The 21,452-nt window shown below is 31.0% G+C and carries 17 protein-coding genes and 2 riboswitches; of the genes, 1 reads left to right on the forward strand and 16 read right to left on the reverse strand.

Features of this window, described 5'->3' with window-relative positions; all coding sequences use genetic code 11:
* Positions 1 to 12 precede the first annotated feature (12 nt).
* Positions 13 to 1,320, reverse strand: coding sequence for a Na+/H+ antiporter NhaC family protein (locus B3086_RS12185; RefSeq protein ID WP_346846387.1), 1,308 nt, complete (start codon positions 1,318 to 1,320; stop codon positions 13 to 15).
* Between the two features lie 124 nt (positions 1,321 to 1,444).
* Positions 1,445 to 1,554, reverse strand: a riboswitch (SAM riboswitch).
* Positions 1,555 to 1,766: 212 nt separating this feature from the next.
* A complete protein-coding gene (locus B3086_RS12190) occupies positions 1,767 to 3,185 on the reverse strand; it encodes a PLP-dependent aminotransferase family protein (RefSeq protein WP_346893465.1) in 1,419 nt (472 codons plus the stop codon).
* Positions 3,186 to 3,348: 163 nt separating this feature from the next.
* Here B3086_RS12190 and B3086_RS12195 point away from each other — a divergent pair, with 163 nt between their 5' ends.
* Positions 3,349 to 3,822: a pyridoxamine 5'-phosphate oxidase family protein gene (locus B3086_RS12195; protein WP_346846385.1), complete on the forward strand. Its 474-nt coding sequence runs from the start codon at positions 3,349 to 3,351 to the stop codon at positions 3,820 to 3,822.
* Positions 3,823 to 4,089: 267 nt separating this feature from the next.
* Here B3086_RS12195 and B3086_RS12200 read toward each other — a convergent pair whose 3' ends face one another.
* The 14 genes from B3086_RS12200 to B3086_RS12265 all read right to left on the reverse strand — a co-directional run bounded on the left by B3086_RS12200 (position 4,090) and on the right by B3086_RS12265 (position 20,839).
* Positions 4,090 to 4,944, reverse strand: coding sequence for an AAA family ATPase (locus B3086_RS12200; protein WP_312654276.1), 855 nt, complete (start codon positions 4,942 to 4,944; stop codon positions 4,090 to 4,092).
* A gap of 468 nt (positions 4,945 to 5,412) precedes the next feature.
* On the reverse strand, positions 5,413 to 6,369 hold the full coding sequence (locus tag B3086_RS12205; protein WP_312654243.1) for a hypothetical protein: 957 nt from the start codon (positions 6,367 to 6,369) through the stop codon (positions 5,413 to 5,415).
* Between the two features lie 227 nt (positions 6,370 to 6,596).
* Positions 6,597 to 7,499, reverse strand: coding sequence for a helix-turn-helix transcriptional regulator (locus tag B3086_RS12210; protein ID WP_312654245.1), 903 nt, complete (start codon positions 7,497 to 7,499; stop codon positions 6,597 to 6,599).
* A gap of 125 nt (positions 7,500 to 7,624) precedes the next feature.
* Positions 7,625 to 8,635, reverse strand: coding sequence for a DUF4037 domain-containing protein (locus tag B3086_RS12215; protein ID WP_346893467.1), 1,011 nt, complete (start codon positions 8,633 to 8,635; stop codon positions 7,625 to 7,627).
* 512 nt (positions 8,636 to 9,147) lie between these two features.
* A complete protein-coding gene (locus B3086_RS12220) occupies positions 9,148 to 9,993 on the reverse strand; it encodes a GNAT family N-acetyltransferase (RefSeq protein WP_346893469.1) in 846 nt (281 codons plus the stop codon).
* A gap of 196 nt (positions 9,994 to 10,189) precedes the next feature.
* Positions 10,190 to 11,047 carry an AraC family transcriptional regulator gene (locus tag B3086_RS12225; protein ID WP_346846383.1) on the reverse strand — a complete coding sequence of 286 codons (858 nt, stop codon included), beginning with the start codon at positions 11,045 to 11,047 and terminating at the stop codon, positions 10,190 to 10,192.
* Between the two features lie 127 nt (positions 11,048 to 11,174).
* Complete coding sequence (locus B3086_RS12230) at positions 11,175 to 11,708, reverse strand: GNAT family N-acetyltransferase (RefSeq protein WP_312654257.1); 534 nt, start codon at positions 11,706 to 11,708, stop codon at positions 11,175 to 11,177.
* Between the two features lie 120 nt (positions 11,709 to 11,828).
* Positions 11,829 to 12,137, reverse strand: a complete 309-nt coding sequence (locus tag B3086_RS12235) for a hypothetical protein (RefSeq protein ID WP_312654259.1) — start codon at positions 12,135 to 12,137, stop codon at positions 11,829 to 11,831.
* A 356-nt stretch (positions 12,138 to 12,493) separates the two neighbouring features.
* On the reverse strand, positions 12,494 to 13,183 hold the full coding sequence (locus B3086_RS12240; RefSeq protein WP_346893471.1) for a radical SAM protein: 690 nt from the start codon (positions 13,181 to 13,183) through the stop codon (positions 12,494 to 12,496).
* Positions 13,184 to 13,201: 18 nt separating this feature from the next.
* Positions 13,202 to 13,909: a B3/4 domain-containing protein gene (locus B3086_RS12245; RefSeq protein ID WP_312654261.1), complete on the reverse strand. Its 708-nt coding sequence runs from the start codon at positions 13,907 to 13,909 to the stop codon at positions 13,202 to 13,204.
* Positions 13,910 to 14,011: 102 nt separating this feature from the next.
* A riboswitch (guanidine-I (ykkC/yxkD leader) is annotated at positions 14,012 to 14,107 on the reverse strand.
* Between the two features lie 242 nt (positions 14,108 to 14,349).
* The gene (locus B3086_RS12250; protein WP_346846381.1) at positions 14,350 to 15,474 is read right to left on the reverse strand and encodes a radical SAM protein; all 1,125 of its coding nucleotides are present in this window, start codon (positions 15,472 to 15,474) and stop codon (positions 14,350 to 14,352) included.
* 507 nt (positions 15,475 to 15,981) lie between these two features.
* Positions 15,982 to 17,772, reverse strand: coding sequence for an ABC transporter ATP-binding protein (locus tag B3086_RS12255; RefSeq protein ID WP_346893473.1), 1,791 nt, complete (start codon positions 17,770 to 17,772; stop codon positions 15,982 to 15,984).
* Complete coding sequence (locus B3086_RS12260) at positions 17,756 to 19,561, reverse strand: ABC transporter ATP-binding protein (protein ID WP_346893475.1); 1,806 nt, start codon at positions 19,559 to 19,561, stop codon at positions 17,756 to 17,758. The genes B3086_RS12255 and B3086_RS12260 overlap by 17 nt, the downstream gene beginning before the upstream one ends.
* A 93-nt stretch (positions 19,562 to 19,654) precedes the next feature.
* Positions 19,655 to 20,839, reverse strand: coding sequence for a radical SAM protein (locus tag B3086_RS12265; protein ID WP_312654270.1), 1,185 nt, complete (start codon positions 20,837 to 20,839; stop codon positions 19,655 to 19,657).
* Positions 20,840 to 21,452: the final 613 nt, after the last annotated feature.

Here is a 21,452-nt window from a genome sequence, read left to right on the forward strand (position 1 = left end):
AAGTGAATATTCTTATAGCTTCTCTTTGATTTTTAATTTTAAATAAGGTACAAATACAATTGCTATAAGGGCACTTATCCCCATTAAATATGGATAATAAAGATATTTCATTATGATAAATGGTGACAATTTAGCTAATGCTGATGCTGATAAAAGTTGTGCACCATAAGGAATAATTCCTTGGGACACACAAGAAAACATATCTAATATACCCGCTACTCTTTTAGGTTCAATATCATATTGATTGGATATATCTTTAGCTATAGGCCCTACAGTAACTATAGCTATAGTGTTATTAGCTGTACATATATCAACTAAACTTACTAATGTGGCAATTCCAAATTCAGCTCCTATTTTACTGTTAACTCTTTTTGTAATAAATCCTAGTATAAACTCAATCCCTCCATTGAATTTTATAATTTCAACCATTCCACCAATTATCATTGAAATTATTACAAGCTCAGACATTCCCCCAATTCCTTTGCCTATGGCCTGCAATAGACCTATTATATCAAAGGCTCCCGTAAATATTCCTATGCTTCCTGCAAATAAGATTCCTCCAACTAGCACTAATAACACATTAACCCCTAAAAGTGCAGCAAGTAATACTCCTACATAAGGTAAAACTTTAACTAAACTATATGAATAATCCCCTACTACCTTAGAATCTTGCCCCAATGTTATAAAAGTGAATATTAAAGTTGTTATTATTGCTGCTGGCAATACAACTGTAAAATTCATTCTAAATTTATCTCTCATCTCACAGCCTTGAGTCCTGGTGGCTGCTATAGTTGTATCAGAAATCATAGAAAGGTTGTCCCCAAACATTGCTCCACCAACAACAGCTCCAACCACTAAAGCTATAGGTATACCTGTCTTAGCCGCAATTCCAGTAGCTATAGGAACTAATGCTACTATTGTTCCCATGGATGTACCTATAGATATTGCTATAAAACATGCAATTATAAAAACTCCAGCTACTAGTATGTTACTTGGTAAAAATGTAAGCCCTAAATTAACAGTAGATTCTACAGCTCCCATAGTTTTAGCAACCTCTGCAAAAGCCCCTGCCAATATAAATATCAGACACATTAAAATGATGTTTGGTTCTCCTGCTCCCTTGCAGAATACATCTAACTTTTTATCTAGTGATACTTTTCTATTCATAAATAATGCTACTAATGCTGCTAATAAAAATGGTACAGTTACAGGCATAGCATAAAAGTCCTTTGTAACTAATGATATCCCCATAAAAACTGCTATAAAAATAAATAATGGTAACAAAGCAATAGCACTGCCCTTTTTCAAGTTATCTTTCATTTTTTCCTCCTTAGTTAATTAATGTTTTAATTTTTTTGTATAAGACTTAGTGATCTTAGGCATCTGAAAATAAAAAACTTCTTGCCTTACCTAAAAGATAATGCAAGAAGTTATGTTCTTCCAATTCTTATCTTCCAGGTTAATCCTGCTGGATTTAGCACCATAAAGTTTAAAATAACTACCTTTGGTTGCCGGGCTTCATAGGGCCAGTCCCTCTGCCTCTCTTGATAAGATACTATATTATATTTTTAAATTCTTTATAAGGATAGCATTGGTTTATTATTATGTCAATATAATTAATCAAAAGCATTTTTATCCATCTTTTATCAAAAAAATCCTCAATTTCTTTTTCTATTTGTTTATGGATAACATCCTTGCCATATTATATATTTAGTATACATTTATTTACCTACCATGTCTTCCGAAGTTTCACCATTGAATTTTCATTATGTTAATGTATTGAACCATGCAGAGTGTAGCAATGCGATACCTTCTCGTATCTGTTGTTCACTCAGTAAGCTGTATCCTACAAATATAATGTTTCGGGGATATTCATTCCTGTCATTCCAAAATGGAATCATAGAATATACTTTGACTCCGACTTTTTCTGCCTGTTTAATAAGCCAATCTTGTTCTTCACCACCCGGAAACTCCAAAACGAAATGCACCCCTGCTCCACGACCATGTAATATTACTTTTTTTCCAAACATTTTCGTCGCTTCCTGTAAAAATATATCATGACACCTTTTGTAGGTAATGCACATTTTTCGAATATGACGCTCATAATTTCCCTCTCTCATATATGCAGCTAAAACACGTTGCGTTAACCATGATACAGGAGAACTATGAGAACAGAATAAACTATGATACCTCTTTAGGAGGCGTACTGGCAACACCATATAGTTCACCCTCAGAGAAGGGGAAAGAGACTTTGAAAAAGTTCCAATATAAATAGTACGATCTTCGGCATCTAAAGAGTGTAGTGCTGGCACTGGATTGACATCATATCTGAGTTCGCTGTCATAATCATCTTCAATGATGTAAGCATTGTTAACATTTGCCCAATTAAGGAGCTCCTTACGCTGCACAATTGACATTACAGTTCCATAAGGAAATTGATGGGAAGGTGTTACATAAGCAGCACATGCGTTAGAGCAGCAAATTGATGAAAGGATAAGTCCATCTTTACTAGCTGGGATTGCATGTACATTATAATTGTTGTTTATAAATACATCCCTTGCTCCATTATATCCTGGTTCCTCCATTGCAATAGTGTTATTTTCTTTACGCAGAAGAGTGCACAAAATATTTAAGGAATATTGTAGCCCACAACCGATGATAATTTGTTCCTTACTACAAACCATACCTCTTGATTTGTACAGGTGTTTTCCGATTTCTTCTCTTAATAATAGATCACCCTGCTTATCTGGATAATGATTAACTACTTCTTTTTGCGATGATAGGAGAATTTGAGAGGTGTATTTTCGCCATAACTTGAAAGGAAATTGCTCATAAGGAAGTGTACCGTACTGAAAATCATATAGAATTACAGGTTTCTTCAGTTCTGATTTTTTGATAGATAAGGCATTTATACTCTGCGGCACATAATTTCTCTCCGTAAATTCACTTGAAGTATCTAGAACAAAAAAACCTGACCCATGTCTTGCTTGAATATATCCCTCCACTGCAAGCTGGGTATAAGCCTGACTGACAGTATTGCGTGCAATACCTAATGTTTTGGCTAGTGTACGAATACCTGGAAGCCGTTCTCCATGTGCAATATTTCCTTGTTCAATATCTTTTTTGACCTGATTATAAATTTGAAGATACATTGGATCATTTGAATTTTCTTGAATATAAATCATATAATTATAACCATCCTTATACCAAAGTGTATCCTATATTATATCATATAAGTGTAACTTTTAATAGGTTCACTTCCATGCTATAATATGTTTAATTCTATATCAAGTACATATATATCTTGAATAGAAATCAAGTTTACATGATTAGGAGGATAATTAAGTTATGCAATATAGAATGAAGAAGTTTCAGTTAACGTTGGAGCAGATTGATGAGCTCCTTCATCGTGCGGATACCGGACGATTCGCTACTATCAATGAGGATGGTTATCCATATGTGGTTGCCATGCACTTTATTTATTACAATAACAAAATTTATATGCATGGTCTACCAAAGGGACAAAAAATCGATAATATAAATAGAAACCCCAAAGTATGCTTTGAGGTTGATGAATTGTTTGGTCTCTTGACTGACAATATCGAGAATGCCTGTGACACCGAGGCAGAGTACAATAGCGTTGTAATTGTTGGAAACGCTTCACTGCTTGAGGACTTGGATTATAAACATGAAGTGTTGAATAAGCTAGTTGAAAAGTACACTCCACAGTTTGCTGGAAAAGAGCTTCCTGATAAAATGATTAAGGGTACAGCTGTGATTGAGCTTGATATGGTAGAGTGTACAGGAAAATATCATAAATAGAGCAAAAGATAAACTTATTTTGTCTAGTTGCCATAAAAACCAAATATGATTTTCCAATAGAATTTATCCTGCTTTTTATTGCGGGATATTTTTTTATTATCCTGCTCTAGAATTGAAAAGTAATTCCTATTAGTTATTAGACATCACTAACTTTTCTTTCTTCTGTCTACCATAAATTTTCGTAATCACCCTGATTTTTACTATGAAATCCTTCCTTTTATTAAATTGGCTATAGAATACTAATCATCTATCTACTCTCCTACATCGTCAAAACTCCTTTTCATATCTTTTGAAAAATTCGTAATATGTACGCACATTTTCTAATTCCGTCCACTTTTTCACATCAACTGGATTTTCATCAAGATCATATATTTTTGCTCCACCCATAGCAAGGAGAAAAGGTGAATGTGTTGATATAATAAATTGACATCCTAAAAACCGTGCAGAGTCCTCGATAAATTTCATTAATTCCATCTGACGTTTGGGAGAAAGGCTGTTTTCAGGCTCATCCAATATGTATAATCCATTTTCTGAAATTTTTTCAATAAAATACCGAAATGCACTTTCTCCATTTGAATACTCCCTTACATTATCCATAACTTCATTTCTCACAAACTTTGACTGAGTTTTACTTCTAGCAATATTTACTTTCTTTAGTTGCTCATATTCTTCTATAGACTTCATTTGGAAATGAGAATATTTTGCATCTAAGTATTCTTCAAAAAGTTTTTCCCGTTTTTGATCAATTCCTTCGTTAAGGTTTCGGATATTCAACATATAATCAAATACATCATCACTTGTTATAATTCTGCTATTTTTAGGGATGTCATCTTCAAGTTCCATCTCACACATATTGACATAGTCAGGATAGAAATTAGATTTATTATAGATAGAATCTCGATTAATCCCTATTTTTTCTGCTATCACATTTAATGCCGTTGATTTTCCCGAACCATTTCCACCATATAAAATCGTAACTGGTTCAAAATCAATTCTTTCAAAACTATGTTTTGATAATATCTTAAATGGATAAAATGAGTCGTAGCACGTTCTTTTTTCCTCTAGTAAAAAATCAAATTCTATATCATCATTTGGAAATGTAAAAACACTTAAATAAACCATCATAATCACCCTTATCATAACACTATAATATTTGTATTTTTTCTTTTGTCTATCATAACCTTTATAACCATTTAATTTTTAACTATAACCCTGCCTATTTATTATATCCATAAAATTAACAAAAGCCCTCAAACCCACATGAACAGAACAACTAGTTAACTAGTTATATAGTTTTATAGTTAAATATATCCCTAGTTAACTATAAAAATAGTTTTCTATAAACCTATTTCCCTATGTAAATATTTATATAGAGAACTAGTCATATTTATCTTTTACTTTATTATAATATTTTATTATCAGCTATGCACTACTATCACTATGATTTCATCCTAATGAAAGTTAGATTTTTAAATTGTTTTTTATTACAGAAGTGGTATAGTTAAAATAATTTTTATAAGGTTAACAATATTGCTTGTATATAGTGCTAATACCAAAAGGATTATAGTACAATAAGTAGCACACTTAATATTAACAATTACATATAAAACTTAATGCCTTATTTAATTTATCGGATAAATCTTGTGGAATAGCATGTCCTATACCTTTATTTACATAGAATTCATAGGGAAGATCAACTTCTTCAAATACTTTAATCATTTCTTCTTGCTCTTCCAATGGCATTATAATTTCTCCTTCCATAAATATGCCCCTAACCCCTCTTTCAGCTGCAAGCTTAACATTCACCTTGGTAAATGATTCTGTAAAATCTGGACCTATTGCAATAAACCCTTTTATAGGAATCACATTAGCAAATGTAATGTCTAAGGCTGTTATTGCTCCCCCTGAGAATCCTCCAATTATTACCCACTCCTCATCAATGGAATATTCTTGTAATATTAAATTATAACATTCTTTGATATCATTTCTTGAAATAAGTGGATTCATTGTCCAACTGAAACCATTATGACGATATAATTGTGAAGATTGAACATATACAACAATAAAACCTTTCTTTAAAAATTCATCAGGCTTCCAGTATTCACTAAATTCACCTATGTTTCCAGGATCACCATGTAATGTAATAAATAATGGATACCTCTTTCCTTCAATGTAATTAATCGGTAGATGGACAGCATATTTAAATCTAGCCTTTTCTCTAGCCTTTGCTAATAATGAATCATTTTTATTCTTAAGATCAACATACCTGATATCTGCTTTTAAATGAACTTCATCAAAAATCTCCTTATCACATGCCCATCCTTCATTAAGAAGATATGATATCACATTAATAGACTCTTCATACATTTCCTCATGAGAATAAAATTCAGCTTTTAAAATCATTATTTCAAATAAATACTTATCAAATTCCTGTTTAGGAAGATATTCTGATGCATATTCTAATAAATTTAAGGCTTCTCTGTATTTTTTCTGGTTATAAAGAGTTGTAATTTCACCTTCGAATTCCCAATACTTGTTATATTTCATACTTAATTCTCCTTTGATCAATATCTAAATATTTTTCACAGTATAATATTTCTCATACTATATATTCCATATATAGTAACTTTTAAACTTTATTCTATTATATCACATCACATATTTTCTGAATGTCTGTAGATTGTTTTTCCATATCCATAAACAAATATGCATACAAAGAAAGCACTAAGATTTTATTATCTTAGTGCCTTTAAAAAAGTTTTTGTATCCAGTATTTAATTTATTGATTTAATAGGACGTGCTTCAATATATCCTCTGTATCCCATTGGTGCAAGCTGAAATCTTGGTGCAGTTTCTGGTGCCCACTGATATCCGTAAACAGTAGGGTCAAATTTTTCAATATGATTCCACACTTCATAGATTGCATCCATAAAATCATCATTATAGGATTCACCTTGAAAAATCATTAATTTGCAAGGTGGCAATTCTATAAGTTCATATCCACTAGGAATATCATTTGTGTAGTCAATGGGAACTTCTACACCTTGCACATATTGTGATGTTCCTTCTTTAATAAGATGTTTTGGAAGCCACATTCCAATTGGTTCATATATGGCTTCTTTTACACTTGTTAGTACTGACCATACATCACACCCTACCTCCTCACAATATTCAAAATAACCCGTTGCTTTTTTTCCTCGCCTTAACAAAACTTTTCGTGAAGGACGCTGAATAACCTGTACAAATACAGATTTGGTATTATTGTTATCACTCATCTTTTTTCCTCCTTTATGAAGTGCTCGGTAGGTATCGAAAACTTTCTGAGGCATAAATAGTTTTATTGGTGGTGTACATTGACTATATTTTCTTGGCGGCATCCCAAATTCCTTTGAAAATGCTCTTGTAAATCCCTCGTGTGAGTCAAAGACAAAATCCATCGCTACATCTATAATCTTTTCATTACTATCACGTAGTATTAACGCAGCTTTAGTAAGCCTTAATGCACGAATATAGTCAAATGGTGCCTTACCAGTAACTTCTTTGAATAGTTTTGCAGCATGCCATGGTGAATATCCTGCCACAACAGCTAGTTCTTTTAACGTAATCTTTCTTAAAATATTAACATCAATGTACTCTTGCATACGTTGTACCGCCATAATAGTTTCAGCCTCACTCATTCTTCCACCTCCAATATCTAAAGTATATATCATAAAGAATTCTATTTCTTGACCTTCATTGCGAATAAAAAAGAGCATTTTTCTTCTCTTAATCACTCTACTAATATACCACTTATTAACAAACCTTATATTTCTAATAATACTTTTTCTAAAATTTCATAATGCCAATAATATAAATCCTCGGGTTTTATTGAAAAAGCTTTTTCTTTATCAACAATTATTTTTCCATTTTTAATAGTTACAAAACTAAAAAAAGGTTCTCCTGATAAAAAGGATAAACTGGCATTTTCACTCCATTCCTCAACTGTTACAAAATCATTTTCAAATAGCAGTTTAAGTAAGTCATAAAAGCTTTTTTGCATAACTCTAAGCTTAAAATGTGGACACTCTTTTTTAACAATATATAAATCTATTTCTTCCCATAACTTTTCAATGACACTTTGCCTATTAATTAAACTTTCTAATGATAAATCTCCTGTACTCATTACTTTAAGAATTCTTGTTTCCCATTGTGTTGGTGTCCAAGAAAGAGTTCTACTAAAATTAATAATCCATTTTTCATGTGGAATGTATTCACCATTTACTATAAATAGAGCTTCTACTAACTTAGTGACAGCATTATTCATCATATAATGACCTTGCACTTTATCCCCCCTATGAATCCATATATCACCTGCTAATCTAAAATACCACCAACAATCAAAAAGTAATCCTTCTGCTTGTAATGGTTCTGGTTTATTTATAAGTTTATCTCTTACAAATTTTTTTATTTCTCCATTGGGATCATATAAAATTTTTGCGTAAGATAAATCCCATAAAGCAATACTATCCCACGATTTCTGTTTTTCTTCCTCCAAATTTAATATCTTTATATCGTAAAGATATTTTTGAGCCATTGTAATCCCAATTGGTATAGGTGATTTTCCATTATTCCATAGTTCATAATTTTCTTTATCTAAATAAATAACTATGTCAATTTCAGATAGATAATCTACATAACCTCGAGACATCCCTCCATTTAAGGTTATTCCAATTACTCCTTCTAAAGATTTAAGCTTTTTTATACTATTTTGTAATTCTAACATAAAATCATTAATTTTATTTTCACTTTTTAAGTTCACATATGGTCTTTTCATAATTATATCTCCTTCTTAAACTAATTTTGTCATATAAAATATAAATGTAACAGTATAATTTAAATAAAATAAAAAGCCGTAGATTTTACTCTACGACTTCTATCATAAAAAGATAGTTCAATTGCCTAGAGAGTAAAATAAAATCATATACTAATAAAATGGTTCACCAAATAAACTGTCACATCAAACAGTTTTACCACTCTATTTTAATAAATGATTCTATCTTACTTCTCCGTGTCAAATTATACTTTTTGATTACATAGTACTAATTTGACCGAATGGCACTCCACCTTTCAAAATTACACTGTTACATATGAAAATTATACACTTAATTAAAATATTTGTAAACATTATATATTAGTTTTGGAAATCATACTCAGAATATACTATCCATCCATATATTCAGCTTTTAAAATAGAATATAACACCAAATCTCCAACCCCTCTATCCTTCCAAAAATATCCCTGTCTTATTATCCCTTCATCTATAAAATTGTTTCTTAATCATTTAAATCATATCTTCAAAAGCATTTCATACTGACTAACACTATATTCAAAACCTAATTGGAGTAAAAAGTTTTTAGTAGATTCAGATTGATCATCTACGTTAAGAACGCTGATTTTATGTGATTCTGTATTTTTTATCATATCTGTAATTATACTTCTTGCAATTCCTTTACCCCTATAATCCTTATTCACTGCTATTTGGGGAATATCCCCTGTTTTTTTATCAATAATGCCATAGCCAACAATGTTGTTATCAAAACGCACAATAGAATATTGAAATGCTTCTGGTATAGAGCTTATAGAATCAATAGAATTCTGCCAAGATGGCTCAAAATCCCAAAATCCTGTTAATTGTCTTAAGTTAATTTTGTCAACATTTTCAACCATATAGGTTGTTATTGGATTATATTTATTTTTATCTAGATGAAAACATTGGAACTCTCTTTGAATCTCGAAGCCTTGTTTTTTATATAGTTCAACCGCAGATGTATTAAATTTAATTACTTCAAGTAAGTATTGCTCTACTTGCTTTTCTTTAAGCTCTTTTTTGATATTTAAAAGCATATTGCTTGTGATACCTTGTCTTCTATATTCAACTGTAACGCCTGTCCCAAGATCATATACTGTTGATTTTCCATTCCAATTTCTAAATCCATTTAAAACGAATCCAACTAACATTTCACTTTTAAATGCACCTATGGACATTTCGGAGACATAACCCCTTCTTTGAAGCATTTGCTTAAACTTCCAGATAGGTAAATCCATCTTAACCTGATAATCAGAAAATGCATCTGAAAACGTTTTATGAAGTGTTTCAATACTTGTTTTATCTAATATTTTATAACTAAACATTTCTTATCTTCTCCTTTATATTATATAATCTTTTAATTTGGCAATAAGTTTGTCAATATTCTTGAAAAAATATTTCTTTAAAGATATGCTTAATATTTATATTATATGTGTTCTTTTAGTATATCACATTAATATTTGCTAATTACATAAAAAACCAATACTTAATAACACTAAGTATTGGTTTTTTATCTTTTATTTATTTTTTCTTAATAGGAATCCAAATTTCGCTGTAATAATTTTCATCCTGATTACCCTTTGGATAATCAGCTATATTTGTATACATTTCAATGTTATAACCAGCTGCAATTTCATAATCTTTACAGTTAGGTAGCCATTCTGAGAAGATTTTTTGGTTTACATCTTGCAATGATTTTGGCATTGCACCCTTGCAGGCAAAAACAGCCCAAGTGTGCTTAGGAATAATCTTTGTAATAAACCCCTCTGGAGTTAATGTGGATGGAATATAATTATCGGCAATCAAGTATTCAAATTCATCTGAACCCATACTCTCATCAATGCATACACCGTACATTCCGCACACAACTTTACCCTTTCCTGTTTGATAATGCTCTGTCCAAAACTGTGGAATTTCTCTAGTTGCACTATCATATTTAAATACCTTTGATACTCCCATAACTGTAAATGAATCTTTTTCAACAATTTTGTAATCCATAATATAACCGCCTTCCAATGAAAATTTGATTTTTAAGGTCCCAAAAGATTTAATCATTGCTCCGTCTTTTCGAACTGCAGTAGGTGTGACACCATGGAAACGAGTGAAGGCTTTTGTGAAACTATCTGGTGAGTTATAGCCATATTTCACTGCAATATCAATAATTTTCTCATCAGTAGATACAAGCTCACTGCCGGCAAGAGTAAGCCTACGTTGTCTAATATACTCTCCAACCGTAAAACCACAAAGCATTGCAAATCCTTTTTGGAAATAAAAAGGTGACACCAAAGCCTGTGTTGCAATTTCCTCTATTGTAAGTTCCTCGGTGATATTTTCCTCGATGTAACTAATAGCTTCACCAATACATTCAATCCATCCCATACTCATCACTCCTGTCTACATTTATATCATATTGCTTTTCAAGCAGTTATTCCCGACTTTTTTTGTTATGTTTTGTCTGGAAGATTAATTTTTAAAGCTTGGTCAACACCATTACGCCGTAGATAGATTATGTTAAATTGGTTAGATAAAGGGAATATATATTATGCAAATATTTTTTATCTCTAAATAATTCATATGTTGAACCAGATAAAACAAATCCAAGATTTTCAACAAGACTAATTGACCTTTTATTGTCAATATAAATGCATGCACTTATTTCTTTTATATTCATATTTCTTATGGCGAATGTAATAATTTCTTTAATTGCTTCTTGCATATACCCATTTCCCCAAAATTCTTCTTTAAGATCATAACCAATTTCCACTTTATACTCTGTGTGATTCCAACAATGAAACCCACATGTACCCATTTTAATCCCATCTGATTTTCTTATTATAATCCAACGATTCTGTAATCGTGGTTCCTGCTGTGTATAAAAATTAATAATTTCATCTGCACCTTCAACATCAGTTAATGGCTCAGCATCAAATAGGTATCTATTAACTACATCATCTGAAAATTCGCTAAATATAAAATCTCTGTCATCACTGGATATGTTTTTAAGAAATAATCTATCTGTTTCTATATTATTAAAAAACATTTTTTCCTCCTTTTATATAAAAAGTTTTCTAAAAATCTTTCAAAGGTGGATACTTTAAGTTTCGCAATTCCGAATCAGAAAAAACATTTCCACCCCATACTCTTTCTTTTACCTACTCTTCTAACCTTTTTTGTTGTCATCTATAAATCTCCATTGCAACTTATCTGCTACAATAAATGTATCCATAGGTTCATTTAAAAGTTTATTTTCACAAGGAGCTTCTGGATCAAACCAATCATTATTAGCCCAAAGTATATATCCCTCATGCATAGATAAATAACATGATGTAATATCACTAAAATAGTTTTTTTCATATCCTATTAAATTCATACGACGCAAACCAATAAACTGTAACTGAAGAGTTTTCAATACCATTTGGCTTTGAAAATTAACCTTCAATTTTGAAGTTTCAGCACTACAACCTGTCATTGTTCTTTCTTCATTAACGCTTGCACCACTTATATAGTCAACTTTACAGATACAAGAATCATGAAAGCCACAATATCCATTTAATAAATCTCAATATCATTATTGTTCTTTATTATATTCCATCCATCGCTCATTATATTTACTCCTTTTTCGTATGAATTAGTAACTTTATATGTACAACGCTTCATAATATAATACCATTATTTACTATAAATGTACATATTTTAAGAATTAATGACACAACTTAATCCATAATATTCTTACTGATTTTTAATACTTATTAAAAATTAAGAGAATCCTTTTTACATTTAGGATTCTCTTAAAATATTTATTATTTATATTAAATCTGAGCATTACTAAATATTTAGTAATGAATTTGAAATTTCCTCAAATCTTTCATCAGGTATACCAAGTTTTTTCTTAAATTTTTCATCTTCTAATCTTTCAATAATTACCTTGTTAGGAGATATTTCTTTAATAACACTTTTTAGTTTCTGTATGGATTCTTCATCATCGTTATAGCCCTTTAGAATAGTTACTTCTAATATAAATTCACCTTTATACTGCTCTCTAAAAGCTTTCATATTTGAAATATGATTCTCAAAGGTATATCCTTCAATTGGCCTTTGGATTTTTTGGAAATCTTCATTTGAAGCAACCTTTATCTCACCAATAACTTCCTCGCACATATTTGCAATCTCTTTAAATTCTGGCAAGTTTAGAATATAACCGTTTGATAATAGCTTCACTGGCAACCCTTTACCTTTAATAATATTAATTATATCAATAATATTTTCATTCACTAAAGCTTCTCCTTTTGAATTAATAAAAACTAACTCAGCTTTAGTTTTTTCTATCATGCTTTCCAGTTCTTTTAATGAACTATCCATTTCATCAAAAGACTTCTGGGTGTCTACCTTGTTTTGCGATCTTCCAATAGGACAAAATATACAATCAAAGTTACAATGTTTTTCTGGAAGTATGTTCACTTCCAATACTCTTTTTCCATCTTCGCTATAAATATCTTTATAACTGAAACCACTCATTAACTTATCCTCCTCAAATTAAAGTATTGTTACTTCTTTATTGTTAATATCAAGAATTGAGACCTTACATGTTCCTCCTAAATTATCTTGTACTGTTTTCTCTAAATCTTTTAAAGCATTTTCGAACTCTTCTGTTCTTTTTTCATCAATTAATTCAATACACAAAAAAGCATTCTTTGTATTTTCAGTAAGCATGGTTCTTACTGACTCACGCCAATTCCAGCACCTACAAATTGCTCCCTCATTATCTTTATATACTATTTCACCTTCATATGGTGGTTCACTTTTATCCGTTCCTAATACTACAAAACTTTCATTTCCAACAGCCTTAGTTAATCTTATATCCCCAACAAATGTATCTATATCCTCACCACCACAAGGAAGTGCATATCTTAATGAAACAGAGTTATAAATATCAACAAGTGGATTAATAGTTCCTAATTGATTTCCATTATGCACTCTCTTTAGTAACGCCTCAATAGATGACCTTGCACCCTTCTTTGTTTTAAACTTTTTAAATGCCTCTCTCCATACTTTTATAACTTCGTTACTGCTAAATTCTTCGTTCTGCAAATACTTTAAGGCTTCCTTCTCTGAATTTAAAATCATTTTTTTATATGCCTCTTTATCCTTTATAGTATTATCTATACCATAACAAACAATTACTCCGATTTTTACACTTGGAAATAGGCTCCAAAATTCATTTTCAATGACAAACTTTTTCATTAGAAATCCTCCTTTAATTAGTAGTTAGATTAGTATAATAATATCTCATGACTTATTTAAAAGAAATAAAAATAAAAAAGCCATAAGTGATATTATTAAAATATCTCCCAGGCTTTTATCCTTCCGTGTACACAATTAACTGTGCGTTTTCTCTCGGACCTGCCAGTTATAAACTGCGGAACCCTAGAAAACTTAAATATTAAACTATTTTGTAATTTATAATTTACAAAATCACTTTAGCACAGTAGTCTATTTAAGTCAATTTATTTTTTATTTGAAAAATTTCACTGTCGATAATAATCTTTCCATACCATTGAAAACTGAATACCATCAACCAATGTTATAAATATATTTCCACCCACAAAAGCCCTAGAGTGTGCATAATTACACTCTAGGGCTTGAAACCATTGATATAATTTTAATAAATTCCATTCATCTAATTAAAAAAACAGCTCTCCTACTTTATAGCCCTCAGGCAGTTCTTCTTCACATAAAAATTTGAAGTTATCATCCTTCAGTATTGGTAGAAATACTTCGTATGGTATCCTTGAAAACTCACAGCCATAGCTACTAGCTCCGAACCACTTACCTTCTTTGCTACTCAAGTTTAAATTTCTCGCAAATTTTGTATGATTTGAGCAATCATGAACTGCTAAATCCCAGTTTTCCTCTTCAGCTATTTTCATGAATTTAAGAGTTAATTCTCTGCTCCAAGTTGGAGATATATAACCATGTCTGGAAATATACATGTTTTCGCCTTCATAATTGTGTATGTTATTCTCATTTAAATGTAGCTCTGCACAATTTATAAAATCCAGATTTGTGTCTAAAATTGCTTCTTTTTTCTCAAAAAATCCTTCAAAAAACTCAGGAGTCATTGGAGTTTCAATACCTACATTTTTAATATATTTTTTAGCAAGTCCAATATTTTTTATAACTTTATCTGCACAACTAGTTGCCCCTAGGTTGAATCTTATCTCATCAAGGCCAGCTTCTGCTAAAGCCTTCAAGGTTTCTTCTGTAGCTAAAGTACCATTGGTATATAAATGTTGATGAACCCCTGCCTCACTAAACTTCTTTATAACAGGATAGTACTTTTCAATTTCCATAAAAGGCTCTAAATAAACATAGCATACCCCAGTAGGCTTCTTATGGATGGAAAGAAGTAAATCTATATCCTTCTCATAAAACTTTGTACCTCCGATTTCCCACATACCTTCACCTATAGGAGGCTGATCCTCTAATTCTCCATAGTTATAGCAGAATTTACACTCTATGTTACATTTGTTTGTTTTTCTAATTGCACTTAAGCCAGTTCCCATAAGACAAGAACGGCATCCCATTGCAAACTTTCTTTCATTTCCCACGAAATAAGTTCTATTCCCAAGAGTTTTTAAGTCTTTAATTTCTGACATTAAGATATTATTCCTATGATCAATTGACTCCTCTATTTGTGCAAAGGTAGCGTATATGATTTCCTGTTGTTTTGTCATAAGCTCCTCATCCTCTGGTAGCATGGCAAAAAACTCAAACCACATCAACGCATCTTCTTTTGAAATTTTCATTATGTATCCTCCTCTAATTTATCTTCTTAAAGATTCAATCTTAATTCTTCTTGTTATACTTTTTCACGTATTCTTCTTCAAAAGTCATACTCATTCGCTTTATTATATCACTTTCATTGTTTCCTTACTATGTCTTTGGAAACTTATAACTTTTTGCAATTAAAAAGAACCCTGATTTCTCAAGGTTCTAAATGTGTTTCCTTGTTAACATAGCTACAACTTTACTTTGTTGAAACTTGCTGTTTGTGTACCCCACATGAGCTTGGCATTATAACTGGCTTCTTAACAACGTTACTCTTAACTTTAATGATTTTCATCTTGTTCCCTCCTTTCTTTTTGATGTAGCAAGTTGCATACCCTATAACCTACATTATTGTTACATCTTTATCTATTGAAATGGCAAGTTTTCTCCTTTGTTGGATATATCCTAAAATAAAATCAAAGGGAGAATTCTATACCAGTTTCATCTAAGCAATAAAACACTTGTGATATTGCTATTAATTACGATTAGCTTTCTACATACCACTTACTTTGGGAATTATACAATTCTTGATACTTTCCATTTATACTAATTAATTCTTTGTGAGTTCCTATCTGAACAACTTTACCTTTGTCCATAACAACTATTTTATCTGCCATCTTAGTTAGAGCCAGTCGGTGCGTAACAATGAAAGATGTTTTTCCTCTTGAGAACTCGATAAATTTCATATATAACTTAGATTCTTCTATTGGATCAATGGCAGCAGTAGGTTCATCAAGAAGAATCATATTATGCTGCTTATAAAAACCTCTTGCGATGGCTACTCTTTGCCAATACCCTCCTGAAAGGTCCACCCCATCAAAATCTCGTGAAAGCATTGTATTCATACCTTGTGGAAATACTTTGGAATTCACATTTAAATCAGCTTCTTTTAATGAGTTCTCAACACATTGATTTATCACAGTGGTTGATGTATCACTTATAATAATATTATCCTGTAATGTCATCTTATATCGTTGGAAATTTTGGAATATACTAGATATATTTTTCATCAAGCTTTTATGGTCTAATGATTTTGTATCTTGATCATTAAAATATACGCCACCTTTATTGGGTAAGTAAATTCCTGAAATTAGATTTGTTAATGTGCTTTTCCCAGCACCATTTTCTCCTACAATTGCTACGATTTCGCCACTCTCAAATTTAATAGACACATTTGAGATAGCCTCTAGCTTACTTCCTGGATAGCTAAAGGAAACATCCTTAAACTCAATTTGTGGAGCTTTTTCATAGTTGATTTTCTTTTCTTCTTGTTCTTTTATATTCATAAATTTAAGATAGTTATCAACAGTACCAATCCGTTTCATTGCGTTTCCTATTATGTAGCAAATCATCTGTTCTAGCATACTCATAATCATTCCAGTTGAAGCTAAAACAGCACCAAAATTTCCTACTGAAATAGAACCGTCAAAAAGATACTTAATAAGCAATAAAAGTGTAAGTATATGTCCCAATAATGCCGAAATTTTAAATAACAGCTCAATTCTTATTGATTTAACTTGAGTATTAATAATTTCGTCATTCAGTGTTTCTAATTTATTCTTATATCTCTTAATAAAGAAATTATATGCTCCTAGTAATCTTGTTTCTTTCAACTTTTCTTTTCCAATGATGCATTCCTCATAATGCTCGCACTCTCTACGTAACGGTGCAGCCTTATCTTCAAGTCGAGCATATAATCTACTTTTAAACATTTGAGAAAGCATAACAGGGAGAGAAAATAGAAAGATAATTATAACTAAATTTGGTTTTAACCTATAAAGGTAAATACCTATAATCATAAAGTATGGTATGTAGATAAGTGTAGTATCCACAATTCCTGTTATAAGTGATACACTATTTTTTACACCTTCATGAGCCTTATTGATATCATCTAAAAAAGAAGTGTCCTCAAAACAAGCTGTTTTCTGCATGGCACATTTCTGATTAAACAATTTTTCAAGTTTTCCTGTAACTTTACGCTCATAATCCAAACCAAAAACTGTACTTATTCCATTCAATACTGGGTTCGCTAAAATGCAAAGAAGAAGTAATATAAAAGAACCAATTATTCTTGCTAACATTGCTTCACCAGTAATATATTTACCAATAACGTTAAAAAAGCGGTCAAGTGCTACAGTATTAAGGGCAAGTGTTAAACCCAATAGCAAGTCAATAATGCAAATAAATAGGAAGTACATTGGACAGGCACCAACTACTTTCCGAAAGGCCTGAACAATTGTAAGGAAGGAAGATTTTTTATTAGTTTTCATTCTCATACCACCTCCTCTGACTATGAAACATTTCTGCATAAGAACCATTTTTCGTCATTAGTTCATTAAAATTACCATGCTCGCTTACAGCTCCGTCTTCAATCACATATATAACGTCTGCAAGTTTCGTTGAAGCTAATCTATGACTAATGAGAAGTGTTGTCTTCCCATGATTAATTTTTTCAAAGTTCTCGTAAAGCCGACTCTCACTTACTGGATCTAGTGCTGCCGTTGGTTCATCTAAAATTCTCAACGATGCATTACTTACCAGTGTTCTTGCCATTGCAATTCGTTGCCACTGTCCTCCTGATAAATCAAGACTATCTTTTATAATTCTTCCAATATAGCTATCAATGCCTCTAGGTAGTTCTTGTACTAACTCAATTAATCCACTTTCTTCAATTGATTCTTGAAAACGTTGAGTGCTATAACCATTCACATTTCCTAATGTAATATTATCCTTCAAAGAAATCTCGTATTTTGCAAAATCTTGATATACCACAGCAAACATGGATTTTAATTCCTCCTGGCTGTACATCTTGATTGAAATATTGTTAATAAGAATATCTCCTTCAAATTCCTCATACAATCCTGTTAGTAATTTAGTGATTGTTGTCTTTCCTGAACCATTAGCTCCAACAAGAGCATAATGCTTTCCGCTTTCAATAACAAGGTTAAGGTTCTTTAAAACATCGCGTTTAGTTCCTGGATATCGAAATGTTACATTCCTAAATTCTATGCGATTCACTAAAACTCTATTCTCTGATGAAACGCATAAGTACTCATTCTTATACTTTAATGACAATAGACTCGTAAAATCTTCTAAGTATTCTTTGGATTGAGCTATTGCTTCAGTATACTCCGGCAATTGCCAAGCCAAATCTGGAATTAGCGATATCGTACTATTAACAATAGAAATAAATAGTCCTATAGACAATAAACCTCTTTTCAGCGGAAACACAAGAATTAAGATAATAACCGCTATCAGTAAGGAAGTTAAAATTCCACCAATTTCAGACTCCTTTAACCATTTTAAACTGGCTTTAAACTTGAGATTCCTAGCAACTTCGTATTGCTTATGCCACGAATCATTAATCTTCTTTGAGTAGTTAAAAAGAGTTCTTTCTTTAGCAGCATTTCTTCCTATCAAAATTTCTGATAGGTACCCAGCTTTTCTTATATGTTTTTCAGACTCTCGATTCGCTTCATAATTTTCCTTACCGCCTCTTATCGCAATACGGAATGTTGGTATTGCTATAAATGCAATTGCTAATGCCGCCCACGCAACCTTAAATAGAAGCACACCCATAATTCCTAGAATCTTAAGTATTAGACTAAATGCTCCCAAAACCTGTCCATAAGACTTAACACATTGAGTCTCAGGTTGTCTAGAAACCCTAGATATTAAGTCTAAACTCTGGTCATCCTCAAAATATTCATATTTAAGTGATGCAACCCTTCCTATTAAAGAAATAAAAAAATTCTCTCTTAAAATATTTTCAAGCTTAGTATTAAGATACTCTAATAATAAAGGAGACAAACTCGAATACAGTGAACATAAAACAATTGCCAATACAGATAACTTTATATGAGCTGCCCCTGAACCTTCTGTAAAAAATCTGATTGAAGAATTGATGAAGTATGAAACAGCTAGCAATGAAAGTGTTGGAACTACACCACTGAAAAAACTAACAACTGCAATTGAAATAGAATAAAAGGGACAGTAATGAATAGGAATGCGAATGATATCAAGTATCCCGAGTGTCTTTTTTGTGAACAAGTTAAAATTTGACATCTAATTATCCCCCTAAAATATTTTAGTGCTTAATAGTCACATGTGCGATTATAATAAATTTCTATAGCCTATAATTCATTATTAAAATCTAAATTAAGCAAAATGCTCATAATTGTCAATTATGCGTTGAAATCTTTCTTCTGATTCTTCAAGAATTTCTACAATTTTTCTTAATGAATACTCATAATGTTCTTTCATATAGCAAATACCTGTTAAGTATGGGCGTTCTGCTTTACCTGAAATATACTGTGCTACACAGTCTCTACATATATTTCTTGCCCAACATTCATTGCATACCTTATTGTTTTTATTGTTGCATTCCCTTACCAATGGATCATTAATATCATATTTAATTAAACTTACACATGGGTGACGATTCCCATCGGTGTCAAAGGTTTCTAGAAATCCTTTACTCAACTCACAGCAAAAGTCATCAAAGCATATACCATGTAATAACGACTCAATTATTGCCTTTACAAAGATACTAATATTCTTATTTGGTGCATTTTTATAAATCTTACTATATGATTCATCAATATACTTTTCAATATCTTTTTCTTCATCTTGATTATCTTTTATTTTAAGCCAATCTATTTCAGTTGCTACTTCAGAAATATAGTATTCAACTCCCAAGCTTTCAAAATACGTAGCAAGTTCATCTCTACTTATATTGTCAAGATGAAATTTTGTCAATGTGCAATTAAGTTTAACCTTATCTGAAATTGCAGTTTCTTTTAATCGGTTTATAACACTAATTATTTTATGATGTAGGCAATTTACTCTAAGTGTATCATGAATGAAACTCGGACCATCAACACTTATTGTTATATTAAACTTATATTTTTCAAAAAAACTAATCATTTCATCATCAATTAATGCACCATTGGTTACAATATCATAATTTTCAATAATAAAATTAGCTTCAAGTTGCTCCACAATATGTTTAATAATCTTAAAATTCAAAATGGGTTCTCCACCAAAAAAGCTAACCTTAGATATTTTATCATATTTATCTTGTAAGTATTTAACTGCTTTATCCGCAGCTTCCTCACTCATAATAGGACTTACCTCTCCAAAAAAATCTCCTTTTTCATAACAATAAGCACAGTTTCCATTACAATTTATTGTTGTTAGAAATAGTGCTTTCCCTAATGTTCTATCTGCCATTTCGTAAAATTTAGGCATTTCCTGAACATTTTCAAATGAATCTTTATATAACGTCAAGGAATTGCCATCAAAATAGTATTTTGATGTATTTACTGGAAATTCATATATCATTTTCGCACCTCCAATTGTCATTGTATTAATTTAAATCTATAATAATACATTCATTTCAAAACATCAGAAGACCTAGTCACTACTTAATCAGTAGTTGCTAAGTCTTCTTTTTGATTGGATTTCCATTTAAATAAATAGTAAGCGTATAACTCATTGTGTCTTTTGCATTACTATTAATTTATAAGTGCTCAAAATCTCTATATAGTAACTCAACATAAAATTTTGTAAAAAGCACTATATGAAACCCATACATACTGTATCGTCTATTTATTTCACTATTGTTTTAATTTATCACCATAAATAGCTTATTGTAAAATCATGGAAATAAATATAGTAATCAAAACTTTGACGATGATACTCTCATGTTTGAGAATGTATCAATAAAAGACTATTACTTTACATTGTTGTAGCTTGATTCTTATGCACGCCACAGTTGTTTGGTACGATAACTGGTTTCTTAACTACATTACTCTTAACTTTGATAATTTTCATTTGGTTTCCTCCTTTCTTTTTATATAGCATGATGAATACTATATAGCTTGCATCATTGCTACATTTATATCTATTGAAATGGTAAGTTTTCTCCCTTTAGGATATATATACATCATTAATT

The organism is Clostridium sp. UBA871, assembly GCF_002295255.1.
In the GTDB taxonomy this organism is placed as follows: Bacteria; Bacillota; Clostridia; order Clostridiales; family Clostridiaceae; genus Clostridium_J; species Clostridium_J sulfidigenes.